We start from the raw sequence: 17411 nt of genomic DNA, 5'->3' as shown, positions 1-17411 counted from the left end.
GACACGAGCCGCCGCCGTCCCAAGTTCAAGCCAACGACCTGTCGCGATGGTCAACTGATGAGAAGGTGGCTCTTCGCCGCCCGGCAGCGCGGTAATTCTGCCAAGTAATTAAGGATTAACTGGAGGAGCCCCGATTCTCGTATCGGTGCTTTTCCTGTGTGCGGCGCTTTTATCCTTTTGTTACGCCGCCGTCAACGTTTTGTGGGAAAGCTGGGCCTGCGGAACCTGCCCAATGTTGCAGCTCCATAACGAACTTTACGGTGAGTCAACTTTGGTGGCTCCGAACGGCCTTTGGGGTTACGCTTCATGCCATGTGAGACGGGCCACACTGCCGCTGGGGGAGTGTGGACGTCTGTCTGGCGCCTTCGGCGCCGGTCTCACCCACACCACAGAAACAAGGAGGCGGAATGCGCTTGGGTCGTATTTCCAAAGCAGTGGGCGTGGCGGCAGCAGCTGCCATCGCCCTCAGCGCCTGCGCGGGCAACAGCGGCGGGACAACCCCGACCACTGCGGCGGCAGCAAGCAAGCAAGGCGGATCGGCAACCGTAGTAGAGGTCAACGCGTTCAACACGTTCAACCCGAACACGGCCGATGGAAACACTGACATCAACTCAAAGGTCAGCTACGCCACGCACTCGGGCTTCTTCTACATCGACAACAAGCTCAACGTTGTCCGCAATGAGAAGTTCGGCAAGATGGAAAAGGTCTCTGACGATCCGCTGACGGTGAAGTACACCATCAACGACGGCGTGAAGTGGTCCGACGGCACTCCTGTTACCGCGGCCGACCTTGTGCTGCAGTGGGCCGCCTTCTCCGGTTACTACAACGACGCCGACGCGGAAGGTAAGACCGGAACGTCCTACTTCTCCTACGCCGGTGACCCCACCGGTATCGCCCTCACCGACTTCCCGGAACTCGGTGACGACGGCCGCAGCATGACGCTGAAGTACTCCAAGCCCTTCGCGGACTGGGAAATCGCCATCGGCGGCCCCGGCATCGACATCCCCGCCCACGTCCTGGCCAAGAAGGCAGGCCTGGCGGACACCAAGGCGTTCATTGACCTGTTGAAGGGCATGCCCCGCGGCGATTCCAAGGCCCCCAAGCCGGCGAACGCCCAGCTCAAGGCTATGGCGGACATGTGGAACACGGGCTTTGACACGAAGACCCTGCCGGCTGATCCGAGCCTGTACCTCTCCAATGGCCCGTTCCTCGTCAAGACCATCAACCAGGACCAGTCCCTGACCATGGTCAAGAACAAGGACTACAACTGGGGACCGGAAGCCAATCTGGACGAAATCACCGTCCGCTACATCGGTKAGGCACCCGCCCAGGTCCAGGCTCTCAAGAACGGCGAGGCCGACATCATCGCCCCGCAGGCATCCGCGGACACCGTGGAGCAGCTCAAGGCACTCGAAAGCCAGGGCGTGACGGTCGACGTCGGCAACCAGCTCGCGTACGACCACATCGACCTGAACTACTCGGGCCCGTTTGCCGACAAGAACGTCCGCGAGGCGTTCATGAAGGCCGTCCCGCGTACGGACATCGTCGACAAGATCGTCAAGAAGCTGGATCCGAAGGCTGCACCGCTTGACTCCCAGCTCTTCGTTCCGGACCAGGCCCCGTACGCCGACTCGGCCAAGAACAACGGTTCCTCCTCCTACCAGGGTGTGGACATCGAGGGTGCCAAGAAGCTCCTCAACGGCGCCACCCCCGAAGTTCGCATCATGTACAACAAGGACAACCCCAACCGTGTTGACGCTTTCTCCCTGATCAGCGAGTCCGCCACCAAGGCCGGCTTCAAGATCGTCGACGGCGGCCTCGGCAAGTCTGACTGGGGCAAGGCCCTCGGTGACGGCAGCTACGATGCCACCATCTTTGGCTGGAGCAACTCGGGTGTCGGCGTCTCCGGCGTTCCGCAGATCTTCAAGTCCGGCAACGACTCCAACTTCAACAAGTTCAGCGACCCCGCAGCCGACAAGCTGATGGACGAACTGATTGTCACCACCGACAAGAGCAAACAGGACGGCCTCGTTGCGCAGATCGACAAGATGATCTGGGATTCGGCCTACGGCCTGCCGCTGTTCCAGTCGGTTGGCGTGGACGCGTACAGCGACCGCATCACCGGTGTGAAGTACATGCCGAACCAGACCGGCGTTTGGTGGAACTTCTGGGAATGGGCGCAGAAGTAGCCCGCGACCCCAAGTAACACTGCTGGAAAGGCGTCGGGACCACAGCTTCTTCGGTCCCGGCGCCTTTCTGGCGACATCCCTGACGATGCCGTGGTCCCGCCGCCACATCGGCGGGAACCGGCCAAACTCCGCGACCGGTCCGGGCAATCCCTGGGCCCGAATTCCGAGGTTCTATTCCAATGGTGACCTACATCTTCCGGCGGCTCGTGACTGCCGCCCTCATCCTTCTCGGTGCGTCCTACCTCGTATATCTCCTGACAGCGGCGTCCGGCGATCCCCTCGAGGAATTCCGCGCCAACCCCACGCCCCAGAAGCAGCAGCTCATGGACGCGAGGACCGAGCTCCTGCAGCTGGACACCCCGGCCCCGCTGCGGTACTTCAAATGGTTCGGCGGCGCTGTCCAGTGCCTCGTTCCGTTCGCCAACTCCTGTGACCTCGGGAAGAACATCGCCGGTCAGCCCATCACCGAGGCCCTCGGCTTCGCGCTCGTCCAGACCCTGACCCTCGTCACCGCGGCAACGGTGCTCGCCATCCTGATCGGCATCACCCTGGGCATCGTCACCGCCCTGCGGCAGTACAGCACCTTGGATTACGGCGTGACGTTCATGGCCTTCCTGTTCTTCTCCCTGCCGATCTTCTGGGTCGCCGTCCTGCTCAAGGAATTCGGCGCCATCGGCTTCAACGACTTCCTGCGGAACCCCGACGTGCCGCTGCCCGCGGCCCTCGGGATTGGCGTCGTCGTCGGCGCGGTGACAGCCGTCGCGGCGGGCGGGACCATGCGGCGCCGGCTGCTGGCCGGCGCCGTCGCCTTCGGCTTCGTCACCGCGGTGCTCATTTACTTCTCCGCCACCGAATGGTTCAAGACCCCGGGCCTGGGCCCCGTGGTCATCGCCATCGCCGGTGTCGGCATCGCGTTCGCCGTGACCCTGCTCTCCGCCGGGCTGAAAAACCGCAAGGCCCTGCAGTCGGCCCTCATCGCCGTCGGCGTTGGAGTCGTGTTCTACTTCCTCCTTCAGCCGCTGCTCAACGAGGCCACATTCCTGATGATCGTGCTCCTGGCGGTCGCCTTCGTCCTGATCGGCATGGGCATCGGCTACCTGGTGGGCGGCTACGACCGTGGGCAGTCCATGCGGGCGGCAGCCATCACCTCGTTCCTGGTCGGATTCCTGATCCTGCTGGACCGGTACATGCAGGCGTGGCCCAGCTACTTCAACAACAGCCGTGTGCGCGGCCGGCCGATCGCCACCATCGGTGCCAGCACGCCGAACATCCAGGGCGACTTCTGGGTCCTGAGCCTTGACTCCTTTACCCACCTGATCCTGCCCACCCTGGCCCTGATCCTCATTTCACTGGCCAGCTACACCCGCTTCACCCGGGCTTCGATGCTCGAAATCATGAACATGGACTACATCCGAACGGCCCGGGCCAAAGGCCTGAGCGAGCGGACCGTCATCATGCGCCACGCCTTCCGCAACGCCCTGATCCCGATCGCCACGATCGTGGCCTTCGACATTGGGGCGCTGATCGGCGGTGCCGTCATCACCGAAACCGTCTTCTCGGTCCGCGGCATGGGCTTCCTGTTCCTGGACGGGATCGCGCACACCGATCCCAACCCGGTCATGGGCGTCTTCATCTGCGTGGCCATCACGGCCATGGTCTTCAACCTCATCGCGGACCTCGCCTACTCCGCACTGGATCCGCGCGTAAGGGTAAAAGCATGAGCCAGCCAAGTCAGCAGGAAGTAATCATGGCCGAAGACGAAGCCTCGCGGATATCAGCCGCGGCCGGCGTTGAGCCGGTCCTTGAGGCCAAGGGCCTCAGCCAGGGCCAGATCGTCCGGAAGCGTTTCCTCGGACACTCCGGCGCCATTATCGGCCTCGTGGTGTTCGCCTTCATTTTCGTTCTGGCCTTCACCTCGGTGGGCTACCTGGGAATCCCCGGCTGGTGGAAGTACAACCACACGCAAGTCTCGCCACTGGTCAACGGCGGCGCACCCACCTCCTCGCTGTGGCCGCTGGCCTGGGGCGAACATCCGTTCGGCCAGGACCGGATCGGCCGCGACCTCTTCGCCATGACCATGCGCGGCGCGCAGCAGTCCATCACCATCATGATCGTGATCGGCCTCATCGCCGGCCTGATCGGCGTCGTGGTCGGTGCCATCTCCGGCTACTTCCGCGGCTGGTCCGAAGCCATCCTGATGCGCCTGACCGACGTCATCATCATCATTCCCGCGCTGCTGCTGGCCGCCGTCATGGCCGCCCTCGCCGGCCGCCGGGACCAGGGAAGCTGGTTCGCCTCCTTCGCCAGCACCAACGGCGTCCTGGCCCTCGGGATCTTCCTGGGCCTGATCAGCTGGGTCGCCCTGGCCCGCCTGATGCGCGGCGAATTCCTGTCCCTGCGCGAACGCGAGTTCGTGGATGCGGCCCGGATTTCCGGCGCCAGCAACGCCAGGATCATCTTCAAGCACATCCTGCCCAACGCCGTCGGCGTGCTGATCGTCAACGTGACCCTGACCATGTCCGCCGCGATCCTCACCGAGACGGCGCTGAGCTACCTCGGCGTCGGCGTCAAGGCCCCGGACACGTCACTGGGCCTGCTCATCTCCCAGAACCAGCAGGCCTTCGCCACACGGCCCTGGCTCTTCTGGTTCCCGGGCATGTTCATCGTGCTCATCTGCCTCAGCATCAACTTCATCGGCGACGGCCTGAGGGACGCCTTTGACCCGCGGCAGAAGAAGTTCAATGCCAAGAAGGCGGCCGATCATGGGGGCGCCGCGGTGCAGGCAGGTACCGTCACCGGACTTGGCGCCCCGGCGCCTGAGGATCCCCGCAACGACGGGCCGGCTGACGGAACACGGGGCCAGTAGATGCCGCCCCCCTGCAGGACCGCTCTAACCGGCGGTAATCGCCAGGTAGCTTGCCGCCAGGAGCAGTACGACGGCGCCAATCGCCACCCAGCGGACGGTCACCGTTGCCGCGGTGCTGGCGGCGTCGCCTGCGGCGAGCTGCCCGCCTTCCACGAGGTCATGCCACCGGGCCCGCACCATCATGGCAGCCTGGCCGGAATCCGTGGTCTTCAGATCTCCCGGACGGACCGACTTGCCGGGACCGTAGGTGGTTGCCGGCAGGCCGTGGAGGTCCTCCGGGCGGGCATGGCGGCCGCCCCAGATACCGGGGGCGGGCGCGGCCCAGGAGGTGTAGCTCTTCCGGGCGGTGACCAGCGTCAGTGCAAAACGGGTATCGACGTGCACCAGCGCTGCCCACGGCACCTCAATCGAGCGGAACGGATTCTCCAGGGTGACGCCGGCATCGTGGACTACAACGGACGGCATCCAGAACAGTTGCCAGCCCATGAAGGCAATGAAAGCCAGCGGGGCGATGCCGCCCAGCGCCCCCGGACCCGCCATGACGACCGTGACCACGACACCGAACGCGGCCACCGCCCAGGACAGCAACGCGAACCACTTGTTGGTTCGTGCTTTGAAGACTTCAACATTTCCGGCGTGCGGCGTAGAGCTCATGCCCCCAATAATTCAGTATTCCGAGCCGCAGCACTAATCCCCGGTGCACCGGCGGCCCGGGCGGAAGGATAGCCCATCATGACTGACTTCATCACCCTCGATCCGCCGSCGTCACCYGTGCCTGGCAAAGGCGAAACTGTCCTGGAGGTCCGGGATCTCAGCGTGGATTTCGGCGTGGACAAGAAATGGGTCCCGGCAGCGATCGGCCTGAACTACGAGGTCCGGGCCGGCGAAGTACTCGCCATCGTGGGGGAGTCCGGCTCCGGAAAGAGCGCCAGTTCAATGGCGCTGCTGGGCCTGCTGCCGAGTAACAGCCGTGTGACAGGAAGTGTCAAGCTCGCCGGCCGTGAGCTGCTGGGGAGCAATGAGGCCAATATCCGCGCGGTGCGCGGCAAGGACGTCGCGGTGATCTTCCAGGAGCCGATGACGGCCCTGAACCCGGTGTACACAGTGGGGTCGCAGATTGTAGAAACTGTGCGTCTGCACAACGAGGTTTCCCCGGAAGAAGCCCGGCTCCGTGCCCTGCGCATGCTGGAACTTGTCGAACTGCCCGATCCGGAGAAAGCCTTCCGGTCTTACCCGCACCAGCTTTCCGGCGGCCAGCGCCAGCGCGCCATGATCGCTCAGTCGCTCTCCTGCGACCCGAAGCTGCTCATTGCCGATGAGCCGACCACGGCCCTCGACGTGACCGTCCAGGCCGAAATCCTTGACCTCATGCGCAACCTGCGGAACAAACTGGACAGTGCCATTGTCCTCATCACCCACGACATGGGAGTGGTGGCCGACCTCGCCGACCGGATCGCCGTCATGCGCAAGGGCCTGATCGTGGAGACGGGCACGGCAGCGCAGATCTTCCACAACCCGCAGCACGAGTACACCAAGGCGCTGCTGGCTGCGGTCCCGCATCTGGGCCAGGGCGGCGCGGATTCCACGGCGGACGTGGACGTCACCGCCGCCCTCGCCGCCGCGACCCACGTCGAGATCCTCTCCATTCCTGAAGACGAGCTGATCCGGCGCGAGCGCGAAAACGCCGCCGCCCTCGCCGCGGCCGAGGCGGCCAAGCCGAAGGGCGAGCCGGTCCTGGAGCTCACCGATGTCGCCATCGAGTACCCGAAGCAGGGCCGGGTGCCGGCGTTCCGTGCCGTGGAAGGGGCCAACCTGGTCATCTATCCCGGACAGGTGGTCGGTCTCGTCGGCGAGTCGGGCTCCGGAAAGACCACCATCGGCCGGGCCGCCGTCGGCCTGCTGCCGGTGGCGGCAGGCACCATGCGGGTAGTCGGGCAGGACATTTCCGCCGCCAAGAGGAACGGCCGCCAGCTCCACGAGATGCGCCGGCATGTCGGCATGGTGTTCCAGGATCCGTCGTCGTCCCTGAACCCCCGGCTGCCCATCGGGGAAAGCATCGGGGAGCCGATGTTCCTGGCACGGGCCGCAAAGGGCGCCGACCTGCAGCGGCGGATTGAGGCGCTGCTGGACCAGGTCGAGCTGCCGCGCGATTACCGCAACCGCTACCCGCACGAGCTCTCCGGCGGGCAAAAGCAGCGCGTGGGGATTGCCCGTGCCCTCTCGCTCAAGCCCAAGCTGATGGTCGCCGACGAGCCCACTTCCGCCCTCGACGTCTCAGTCCAGGCCAAGGTGCTCGATCTGTTCCAGAACCTGCAGAAGGAACTGGGGTTCGCGTGCCTCTTCGTCACCCATGACCTCGCGGTGGTGGACGTGCTCGCGGACCGGATCTGTGTCATGCAGCGCGGCAGGATCGTGGAGCAGGGGACCCGCGACCAGATCCTCCGCAATCCCCAGGAGCCCTACACCCAGCGGCTTTTGGCGGCGGTTCCGCTGCCGGATCCGGACAAGCAGCGCGAGCGGCGCGAACTGCGCGCGCAGCTGCTGTCAGGGGCCAGCTGAGGCTTACCCGGAGGGGGCTGGAACGGGGGCGAAAACCGGCGGATTCCAGTTAAGCGCGAGTAACCCAGGTCACACTGCGGGCGAATACTACCAGTCAGTAGCGTGTGACTTGAAATACCCTCCACTTGACGTTAGTCGTCATGAGATTGTCGGATCACGGTTTGGCAACAGAGTTCCAACATCTGGACGGTTTAGGGCTAGGCTACTTCCATATGTAGGCCACGTCACAGGGGATACCCCTGTGCCTGCTTACGGGGAAGCATAAGTTTTTCCCTCACGAACTCCCACAACTCATAGGAGGCGGAATGCGTTTTTCGCGCACTTCCAAAGCACTGGGCATGGTGGCTATCGCCGCCCTCGCCCTGACCGGATGCGGTGCCAGCGGCTCCGCAACCGGTAGCGGCAGTACCGGCGGCGACACGAGCAAAGTGATCCTCGCCGACGGCTCCGAACCCCAGCGTCCCCTCATGCCCGCCGACACCAACGAAGTCGGCGGTGGCAAGGTCATCGACATGATCTTCGCGGGTCTGGTCAGCTACGACCCCAGCGGCAAGCCGGTCAACGAACTCGCCGAGTCCATCGAGGGCAAGGACGGCCAGCACTTCACCATCAAGGTCAAGAAGGGCCAGAAGTTCACGAACGGCGAGGCCATCACGGCCAAGTCCTTCGTCGATTCCTGGAACTTCGGCGCCGCAGCCAAGAACGCCCAGCTCAGCGGTGGCTTCTTCGAAAGCATCAAGGGCTACGACGAAGCCAGCGCAGAAGGCTCCACGGTTGAAACCATGTCCGGCCTGAAGGTCGTTGACGACCAGACGTTCACCGTCGAACTGAAGCAGCCGGAATCTGACTGGCCGCTTCGCCTTGGCTACACCGCGTTTGTTCCGGTTCCCTCCGGTGCCCTGAAGGACCCGAAGGGCTTCGGCGAGAAGCCGGTCGGCAACGGCCCGTACAAGCTCGCGGACGGCGGCTGGCAGCACAACGTGCAGATCCAGCTCGTTCCGAACCCGGACTACAACGGCCCGCGCAAGGCCAAGAACGCCGGCGTGACGTTCAAGATCTACCAGAACGACGACTCCGCGTACCAGGACCTGATGTCCAACAACCTGGACATCCTGCAGACCATCCCGACCAGCGCGCTGAAGAACTTCAAGACTGACCTCGGCGACCGCACCATCAACAAGCCGTACGCCGGCAACCAGACCATCGCCATCCCGGAATACCTGCCGGAATGGAGCGGCGAGGCCGGCAAGCTCCGCCGCCAGGCGATCTCCATGGCGATCAACCGCGAAGAGATCACCAAGGTGATCTTCAACGGCGCACGCCAGCCTGCCAAGGACTTCACGGCCCCCGTGCTTGACGGCTACAGCGACTCGATCGCCGGAGCCGAGAACCTGACTTTCAACGCCGACAAGGCCAAGGAAGCCTGGGCCAAGGCCGACGCCATCCAGAAGTGGGACGCGAACAAGACGTTCACCATTGCCTACAACGCCGACAAGGGCGGACACAAGGCCTGGGTTGAGGCAGTAGTCAACCAGCTCAAGAACACGCTCGGCATCAAGGTTGAAGGCAAGCCGTACGCCACCTTCAAGGAAGCCCGCAACGACGCCACCGCCAAGACCCTCACCGGCTCCATCCGTGCGGGCTGGCAGGCAGACTACCCGTCGCTGTACAACTTCCTCGGCCCGATCTACAAGACCGGTGCCGGCTCCAACGACGCCAGCTACGCCAACCCGACGTTCGACAAGGCCATCTCCGACGGCCTGAACGCCGCGTCGGTCAGCGACGGCAACAAGGCCATGAACAAGGCCCAGGAGATCCTCCTGACGGACCTGCCGGCCATCCCCCTGTGGTACCAGGTTGCCCAGGGCGGCTGGAGCGACAAGGTCACCAACGTCGACTACGGCTGGGACGGCGTCCCGCTGTACTACAACGTAACCGGTAAGTAACAACAAAACGACGGCGGGGGCCGCCCATACTGGGGCCTCCGCCGTCGTCGTGTTTCCCCCCATTTATTTTCTTGATGTCCGGCTCTTTCGGGCGAACTTTTCGCAGCCCTGCCGCCGTGAGCAAACCGGCGCCGGCCTGCATCCATAGTGAAAAGGTTCTTTGATGAACAACTCCGCCGCATCCCTGGACAGGATGCCTGCCAACGAGGGTGTGACTCGCTGATGTCGACATACATCCTCAAGCGTTTCCTGCAACTGATTCCCGTCTTCCTGGGCGCAACACTGCTGGTCTATTTCCTGGTCTTCAGCCTGCCCGGTGACCCCATCGTGGCCCTGTTCGGCGACAAGCCGGTGAACGAGGCGGTCGCAGCCAAGCTGCGCATGCAGTACCACCTGGACCAGCCGTTCTGGATGCAATACCTGCTTTACCTCAAGAGCATCTTCACGTTCGACCTCGGCCAGGACTTCTCCGGACGCCCCATCGCCGCTGTGCTCGGCGAGGTCTTCCCCGTCACGGCGCGGCTGGCCATCATGGCGCTGATCTTCGAGGCCTTTTTCGGCATCGTCTTCGGCCTCATCGCCGGCCTGCGCAAGGGCAAGCTCTTTGACGCCACGGTCCTGGTCGCGTCCCTGGTCGTGATCGGCATCCCGATCTTCGTCCTGGGCTTCCTGCTGCAGTTCACCATCGGAGTCCAGCTCGGCTGGGCCAAGCCGACCGTCAGCTCCGCGGCGACCATCCCGGACCTCATCCTGCCGGCGATCGTGCTGGGACTGGGATCGTTCGCCTATGTCCTGCGCCTGACCCGCACGTCCGTCATCGAAAACATGAACGCCGACTACGTCCGCACCGCCACCGCCAAGGGCCTCTCCCGGTTCCAGGTGGTCCGCGTGCACATCCTGCGCAACTCCCTGATTCCCGTCATTACGTTCCTGGGCGCCGACCTCGGTGCCTTGATGGGCGGCGCAATCGTCACTGAGGGCATCTTCAACGTCCCGGGCGTAGGCAACCGGCTCTACCGGGCCGTGCTGTCCGGGGAAGGGCCCACGGTGGTCTCGATCGTCACCGTCCTGGTGCTGATCTACTGCCTGTCCAACCTGCTCGTTGACCTGCTTTACGGCTGGCTTGACCCGAGGATCCGTTATGACTCCTGATTACACCACCACCGCACGGCACGCCGATTCCCGCCGCCCGGCCCGCCGGACCGAGCACTTCGTGGCCGATGTCTCCGAGACCCCGCTCCAGGTAACGGACCGGGTCAAGGACGAAGCCGCACCGCTGAGCCTGTGGGGCGAGGCCTGGAAGAACCTGCGCAAGCAGCCGCTCTTCCTCATCTCCGCGTTCCTGATCCTGGTGGTCGTCGCGGTCTCCGTCTTCCCGGGAATGTTCTCGCAGATCGACCCCACGTCGGAGGCCTGCCAGTTGGCCAACTCCGACGCGGGCCCCGCCGCGGGCCACCCGCTGGGCTTCACCCAGCAGGGCTGCGACGTCTACGCCCGTGTCATCTTCGGTACGCGGTCCTCGGTGACGGTGGGCCTCTTCACCACCATCGGAGTGCTGCTGATCGGCGGCATCCTGGGTGCCGTCGCCGGCTATTACGGCGGCTGGATCGACTCGGTCCTGGCCCGCATCAATGACATCTTCTTCGCCCTGCCCCTGATCCTGGGCGCGATCGTGATGATGCAGCTGCCGATGTTCCGTACGAACAAGACCGTGTGGACCCTAGTGCTCATCCTGGTCATCTTCGGCTGGCCGCAGATTGCCCGCATTACCCGCGGCGCCGTCATCGAGGTCCGGAACGCCGACTTCGTCACGGCCGCCCGGTCGCTGGGCGTCTCGAAGTTCGGCGCCCTCATGCGTCACGTGATGCCGAACTCGCTGGCCCCGATCATCGTCGTGGCCACCATCTCCCTGGGCACGTTCATCGTGGCCGAATCGACGCTGTCCTTCCTGGGCATCGGGCTGCCGCCCAGCGTCATGTCCTGGGGCAACGACATCCAGGCGGCTCAGGCCTCGCTCCGCTCCAACCCGATGCCGCTGCTCTACCCGGCCATCGCGCTGTCCATCACCGTCCTGAGCTTCATCATGCTGGGCGACGCCCTGCGTGATGCCCTCGATCCCAAAGCCCGCAAGCGATGAAAGGGGACACCATGAGCGCCTCTGTTGACTTCCAGGAAGCTGAGTACGCCACTGAGCGCCCGCTGCTTGAAATCAAGGACCTGGCCATCGGGTTCACCACCAGCAACGGCGAGGTCAACGCCGTCCGCAACGCCCATCTCACCGTCATGCCGGGCGAAACCGTCGCGATTGTGGGCGAGTCGGGCTCCGGCAAGTCCACCACCGCGCTGGCTGCTATCGGCCTGCTCCCGGGCAACGGGCGGGTCGCGGCAGGCCAGATCCTGTTCGATGGCGAGGACATCTCCAACGCCAGCGAAAAGCGGATGATCGAACTGCGCGGCAACAGCATCGGAATGGTCCCGCAGGACCCGATGTCCAACCTCAACCCGGTGTGGAAGATCGGCGACCAGGTCCGCGAGACGCTGAAGGCCAACGGACTCCCGAGCGGCCCCGACGACGTCGCCAAGGTCCTGTCCCAGGCAGGGCTGCCCGACGCCGGCAGCCGCGCCAAGCAGTACCCCCACGAGTTCTCCGGCGGCATGCGCCAGCGCGCGCTGATCGCGATCGGGCTCGCCTGCCAGCCGCGCCTGCTCATCGCSGACGAGCCGACCTCGGCGCTCGACGTGACCGTGCAGCGCCAGATCCTCGATCACCTGGACAAGATGACCACGGAGCTGGGCACCGCGGTGCTGCTGATCACGCACGACCTCGGCCTCGCCGCCGAGCGTGCCGACCAGGTGGTGGTCATGTACCGCGGCCAGGTTGTCGAGTCCGGGCCCTCGCTGGAGCTGCTGCAGAACCCGCAGCATCCGTACACCCAGCGGCTGGTTGCCTCGGCGCCGTCGCTGGCGTCCCGGCGCATCCAGGCGGCCAAGGAACTCGGCGTGGAAACCGACGACATGCTCGCCCCGAGCGAGACCGGCGTGGTTGAGCCGGCCAAGTCCGACGACGTCCTGCAGATCCAGAACCTCAGGAAGGTCTTCAAGCTGCGTTCTGGCCTGGGCAAGTCCACGGACTTCACCGCCGTCGACGACATCTCCTTCAACGTCAAGCGGGGAACCACGACGGCGATCGTGGGGGAGTCGGGTTCCGGCAAGTCCACGGTGGCGCAGATGGTCCTGAACCTCCTGACGCCGACCTCCGGCAAGATCATCTTCGACGGCGTGGACACCTCCACGCTGAACAGCAAGGAGCTCTTCGCCTTCAGGCGCCGGGTACAGCCGATCTTCCAGGACCCGTACGGTTCCCTGGACCCGATGTACAACATCTTCCGGACCATCGAGGAACCGCTGCGGACCCACAAGATCGGGGACAAGGCCAGCCGCGAGAAGAAGGTCCGGGAGCTGCTGGACCAGGTGGCGCTGCCGCAGTCCACCATGCAGCGGTACCCCAACGAGCTCTCCGGCGGCCAGCGCCAGCGGGTCGCGATCGCCCGCGCCCTGGCGCTGGACCCCGAAGTGATCATCTGCGACGAGGCCGTCTCGGCACTGGATGTGCTGGTACAGGCGCAGGTGCTGAACTTGCTCGCCGAACTGCAGACCCGGCTCGGCCTGACCTACCTGTTCATCACCCACGACCTCGCGGTGGTCCGGCAGATCGCTGACCGCGTGTGCGTCATGGAGAAGGGCAAGCTGGTGGAAACGGGCTCGACGGACGACGTCTTCGAGTCGCCGCAGCAGGACTACACCCGGGCGCTGCTCAACGCCATCCCCGGCGCCGGCCTCATGCTGCCGCCGGAAATGGACGTGGCCTGAGCGGCCGCTTCCTGAGGGCTTGAATAAGCCCGCCGCCAGCAGCGCTTGGCAGCTGGCAGTACAGGAGCCGGTGTCCTCCCCTCGAGGCGGACACCGGCTCCTTTGTTGTGCTGTGGCCGTCCTGCGCTGGCGGCGCCTGCGCCGGTGGGACGTGCGCCGGTGGGACAAACCTGCGTTAGTGGGACAAACCGGCGAGCATGGCGGGGTCAGCGTAGTCAAACCCCAGTGACTGCAGCCGCTGGCCGAAAACGGCGCCCAGGGCCGCGTGGCCCTGCCGGTTCAGGTGGACCCGGTCCGCCATCGAGCCCGTCAGGTTGTACCGGGTGAGCCAGTCGCCTGCGCTGACGAACGGCAGCCCGTGCTGGTCCGCCACCCGCCCCAGAAGCGCGTCCACCTCGCTCCGGCGTCCTCCGCCGTAGTGGGCGCCGCGCCCGAGTGTGCCGACCATGAGTATCCGGGCCGCGGGGTAACGCTGCTGGATGCTGGCGATCAGCCGTTCCGCGTTGGAGACGATCTGCGCGTCGGAGGCGCCGCGTGCGGCATCGTTCCCGCCGCCTTCGATCACCACGAGGGGAGGAGTGCCGTACGGGAGTTTCCAGTCGCCGCGCTGAAGCGCGTCGATGTAGTTGCCGGTCCTGCCGTTGGACGCCACGAAACCGGTGCCGCCCCGGCCACAGAAGAAGACTTTGTACCCAGCAGCGGCCAGACCTTGCCTGGGCCAGCCGTAGGAAGGTTCCGATTGCGAGTCGCCAATCAGCACGGCGACATTGCTGGTGTCCTTGACGATGATCTCGTTGCGGCCGTTGGCAGGATTGCGGTAGGTCGAGCCGCTCGGCAGGGCGGCGGGGTCGATGGCGGACCCGATGCGCGTCTTCGCCGCGGACCCGGCCGCGACCGGCACTCCCGCGCCGACGGCCGCTCCGGCCCCGCCGCCGGTCAGCGGCGTGCCCACAGCTCCCGCCTCTGATGATCCCGCGTCGGAAGAGCCCGCGTCGGAAGAGCCCGCGTCGGGGGCAGGTGAATAAGAGGTCTGTCCGCAGCCGCCAAGAACGACGCCGGTGGCGATCATCATTGCGACGAAGCGGGACAGGGCCGAGGCGTTTCGCATGAATGTCTCCGGGCTTGCTTGCTGCTATCAGAGCAATGATGGTGCATGGGCGCTGGAAAATCCAGTGACTTTACTCACACGTAATAGACCACTTCCGTGCGCCCGTCCTGCTCTGGCGACAGCGCGGACGCTGGTCGCCGATCCGCATTTTAGGCCAATAAATGACCTAGCGTTTAGAATGGTAGTAGGTGCCCTGTGCCAAAGGGACTTATCTGTCGTGCGTTCCGGTTGGAAATGTCGCGATACCACAGCTGACTTCACCACTGAATCGAGCAATAACGCATGTCTGAAACCACCACCAACACCGCGGTAGCCACTGCATCGCGCAGTGACCTGCGCAACGTCGCGATCGTGGCCCACGTTGACCACGGCAAGACCACGCTGGTCGACGCCATGCTCAAGCAGACCAACTCCTTTGCCGAGCACAACCACCTCGAAGACCGCGTCATGGACTCCGGTGACCTGGAGCGCGAAAAGGGCATCACCATCCTGGCCAAGAACACCACGGTGGCCTACAACGGACCGTCCTCCAACGGCGAAACCATCACCATCAACGTCATCGACACCCCCGGCCACGCCGACTTCGGTGGCGAGGTCGAGCGCGGCCTGTCCATGGTCGACGGCGTCGTCCTCCTCGTCGATGCCTCTGAGGGCCCGCTGCCCCAGACCCGCTTCGTGCTGCGCAAGGCCCTCGCCGCGCACCTGCCCGTGATCCTTCTGGTCAACAAGACCGACCGCCCCGACGCGCGGATCGAAGAAGTTGTCCACGAATCCATGGACCTGCTCCTGGGCCTGGCCTCCGACCTCGCCGACGAAGTTCCGGACCTCGACCTGGACAAGATCCTGAACGTGCCGGTTGTTTACGCCGCCGCCAAGGTCGGCCGCGCCTCCCTCGAGCAGCCCGCCGACGGCAGCGCCCCGGAAAACGAAGACCTCGAGCCGCTCTTCCGGGCCATCATCGAGCACATCCCGGCCCCGACCTACAACCCGAACGGTGTCCTGCAGGCACACGTCACCAACCTGGACGCCTCACCGTTCCTGGGCCGCCTGGCGCTGCTGCGCATCTACAACGGCACCCTGCGCAAGGGCCAGACCGTGGCCTGGGCACGCGCCAACGGCGAGCTCAAGAACGTCAAGATCACCGAACTTCTCGCGACCAAGGCACTGGACCGCGTCCCCGCTGAGTCCGCTGGCCCGGGCGAGATCGTCGCCGTCGCCGGCATCGAGGAGATCACCATCGGTGAGACCCTGACCGACGCCGAGAACCCGCAGCCGCTGCCGCTGATCACTGTTGACGACCCGGCCATCTCCATGACCATCGGTATCAACACCTCGCCGCTGGCCGGCAAGGTCAAGGGCGCCAAGGTCACGGCCCGCCAGGTCAAGGACCGCCTCGACAAGGAACTGATCGGTAACGTCTCCATCAAGGTTCTCCCCACCGAGCGTCCCGACGCCTGGGAAGTCCAGGGCCGTGGCGAGCTTGCACTGGCCATCCTGGTCGAGCAGATGCGCCGCGAAGGCTTTGAGCTGACCGTCGGCAAGCCGCAGGTGGTTACCAAGACCGTCGACGGCAAGGTCCACGAGCCGATGGAACACATGACCATCGACGTGCCGGAAGAGTACCTCGGCGCCGTCACCCAGCTGATGGCCGCCCGCAAGGGCCGCATGACCAACATGGCCAACCACGGCACCGGCTGGTGCCGCATGGAGTTCATCGTTCCGGCCCGCGGCCTGATCGGGTTCCGCACCAAGTTCCTCACGGACACCCGCGGCGCCGGCATCGCCGCCTCCATCTCCGAAGGCTACGAGCCGTGGGCCGGCCCCATCGAATACCGCACCAACGGTTCGATGATCGCCGACCGCGCCGGTGTTGTGACCCCGTTCGCCATGATCAACCTGCAGGAACGCGGATCCTTCTTCGTCAAGCCCACCTCCGAGGTGTACGAGGGCATGATCGTGGGCGAGAACTCCCGCGCCGACGACATGGACGTGAACATCACGAAGGAAAAGAAGCTCACCAACATGCGTGCAGCTTCCTCGGACACCTTCGAGAACCTGACGCCCCCGCGCGACCTGACCCTCGAAGAGTCCCTCGAATTTGCCCGCGAAGACGAGTGCGTTGAGGTTACCCCGGATTCAATCCGCATCCGCAAGGTCATCCTGGACACCAACGAGCGYGCCAAGGCCAACCGCGCCCGCGCCAAGGYCTGATCCCGGTCTCCGGGCTTCRGCYRCAACGTGAKTAARAGAGCTGCCGGCAYGGCAGGCGGYATTGCCGCCGCCGTGCCGGCAGCTCTYTTTGTTGCYCTGGCYGGCACMGCCCTGCACCGCCACGATCTGGTCCTGGGCGGATTGGACGTCCCGTGGGGCGCCGTCGCTGCGCTCGTGCTGCTGGGCTCAGTCCAGCTGTGGCTGGGGGCGGCATTCCGTTCTGTCACCCCGACGGCGGCTTGCGGAGTCCTCTGCTACGCGCTGATTGGCTGGTGGTCCACCCTGGAAGCGGGCAAGCGCCTGGTCATCGGCGACGCCGCGGGCAATATCTGGGTCTTCGGCATCGCAGGCATCACCGTGGCCATGCTCGCCTGGTGCCGGCGCTACAGGAGGCCGAGCGGCCAGGACCGGTGACGACGGGCCAGGACCGGACCGCCCTGCCCGGCTCCCCACGGGACATGCCCATTTTTCGATCGCTCGAGTGGGCGCAATGGCATTATGTCCGGCCCTGGGTTGGTGCGCGGGACATGCCCCGCCCTCAGGGTCGTACCTGTCCAGCACCGCCCCCATCCGGCTGGTGCAGTTTTCCACATAGTGCAGGATCCGGCTTCCAGGGCGCAGAGTGCGGCTCCACCATGGGTGAATGGCCAACATCATCGAGG

At 65.0% G+C, this 17411-nt stretch carries 12 protein-coding genes; 10 read left to right on the top strand and 2 right to left on the bottom strand.

The genetic code is table 11. The features are described 5' to 3' along the window. Nucleotides 1-407 precede the first annotated feature (407 nt). From AC1D1S_RS06510 to AC1D1S_RS06500, 3 genes are all read left to right on the top strand, one after another. A complete protein-coding gene (locus tag AC1D1S_RS06510) occupies nucleotides 408-2189 on the top strand; it encodes an ABC transporter family substrate-binding protein (protein WP_476994016.1) in 1782 nt (593 codons plus the stop codon). Between the two features lie 179 nt (nucleotides 2190-2368). Beyond that, entirely contained in the window at nucleotides 2369-3910 is a 1542-nt protein-coding gene (locus AC1D1S_RS06505; protein ID WP_243180952.1) for an ABC transporter permease, read from the top strand. A gap of 26 nt (nucleotides 3911-3936) precedes the next feature. Further along, nucleotides 3937-5055 carry an ABC transporter permease gene (locus tag AC1D1S_RS06500; protein ID WP_243181147.1) on the top strand — a complete coding sequence of 373 codons (1119 nt, stop codon included), beginning with the start codon at nucleotides 3937-3939 and terminating at the stop codon, nucleotides 5053-5055. A 24-nt stretch (nucleotides 5056-5079) separates the two neighbouring features. On the opposite strand, the gene AC1D1S_RS06495 is transcribed toward AC1D1S_RS06500, so the two are convergent. Then, nucleotides 5080-5709, bottom strand: a complete 630-nt coding sequence (locus tag AC1D1S_RS06495; RefSeq protein WP_028275698.1) for a PH domain-containing protein — start codon at nucleotides 5707-5709, stop codon at nucleotides 5080-5082. A 78-nt stretch (nucleotides 5710-5787) separates the two neighbouring features. Between AC1D1S_RS06495 and AC1D1S_RS06490 the strand changes: the two genes are divergently transcribed. The 5 genes from AC1D1S_RS06490 (at nucleotide 5788) to AC1D1S_RS06470 (ending at nucleotide 13430) form a co-directional block, all read left to right on the top strand. Next, on the top strand, nucleotides 5788-7614 hold the full coding sequence (locus AC1D1S_RS06490; protein WP_476994015.1) for an ABC transporter ATP-binding protein: 1827 nt from the start codon (nucleotides 5788-5790) through the stop codon (nucleotides 7612-7614). A 305-nt stretch (nucleotides 7615-7919) separates the two neighbouring features. Further along, a complete protein-coding gene (locus AC1D1S_RS06485; RefSeq protein ID WP_243180947.1) occupies nucleotides 7920-9560 on the top strand; it encodes a peptide ABC transporter substrate-binding protein in 1641 nt (546 codons plus the stop codon). A 222-nt stretch (nucleotides 9561-9782) separates the two neighbouring features. After that, nucleotides 9783-10712, top strand: a complete 930-nt coding sequence (locus AC1D1S_RS06480; protein WP_018773796.1) for an ABC transporter permease — start codon at nucleotides 9783-9785, stop codon at nucleotides 10710-10712. Beyond that, nucleotides 10702-11697, top strand: a complete 996-nt coding sequence (locus AC1D1S_RS06475; RefSeq protein WP_028275695.1) for an ABC transporter permease — start codon at nucleotides 10702-10704, stop codon at nucleotides 11695-11697. The genes AC1D1S_RS06480 and AC1D1S_RS06475 overlap by 11 nt, the downstream gene beginning before the upstream one ends. An 11-nt stretch (nucleotides 11698-11708) precedes the next feature. Continuing rightward, nucleotides 11709-13430: an ABC transporter ATP-binding protein gene (locus AC1D1S_RS06470; protein ID WP_243180945.1), complete on the top strand. Its 1722-nt coding sequence runs from the start codon at nucleotides 11709-11711 to the stop codon at nucleotides 13428-13430. Between the two features lie 175 nt (nucleotides 13431-13605). Here AC1D1S_RS06470 and AC1D1S_RS06465 read toward each other — a convergent pair whose 3' ends face one another. Then, the gene (locus tag AC1D1S_RS06465; protein ID WP_476994014.1) at nucleotides 13606-14538 is read right to left on the bottom strand and encodes an SGNH/GDSL hydrolase family protein; all 933 of its coding nucleotides are present in this window, start codon (nucleotides 14536-14538) and stop codon (nucleotides 13606-13608) included. A 282-nt stretch (nucleotides 14539-14820) separates the two neighbouring features. Here AC1D1S_RS06465 and typA point away from each other — a divergent pair, with 282 nt between their 5' ends. Both typA and AC1D1S_RS06455 read left to right on the top strand, forming a co-directional pair. Continuing rightward, on the top strand, nucleotides 14821-16749 hold the full coding sequence (typA, locus tag AC1D1S_RS06460; RefSeq protein WP_476994013.1) for a translational GTPase TypA: 1929 nt from the start codon (nucleotides 14821-14823) through the stop codon (nucleotides 16747-16749). 141 nt (nucleotides 16750-16890) lie between these two features. Beyond that, nucleotides 16891-17163 carry a hypothetical protein gene (locus AC1D1S_RS06455; RefSeq protein WP_476994012.1) on the top strand — a complete coding sequence of 91 codons (273 nt, stop codon included), beginning with the start codon at nucleotides 16891-16893 and terminating at the stop codon, nucleotides 17161-17163. Nucleotides 17164-17411: the final 248 nt, after the last annotated feature.

This window comes from Arthrobacter sp. P1_A5 (assembly GCF_056406825.1).
The sequence above is the reverse complement of the archived record's forward strand: the minus strand, read 5'-3'. Positions and strand labels throughout refer to the sequence as shown.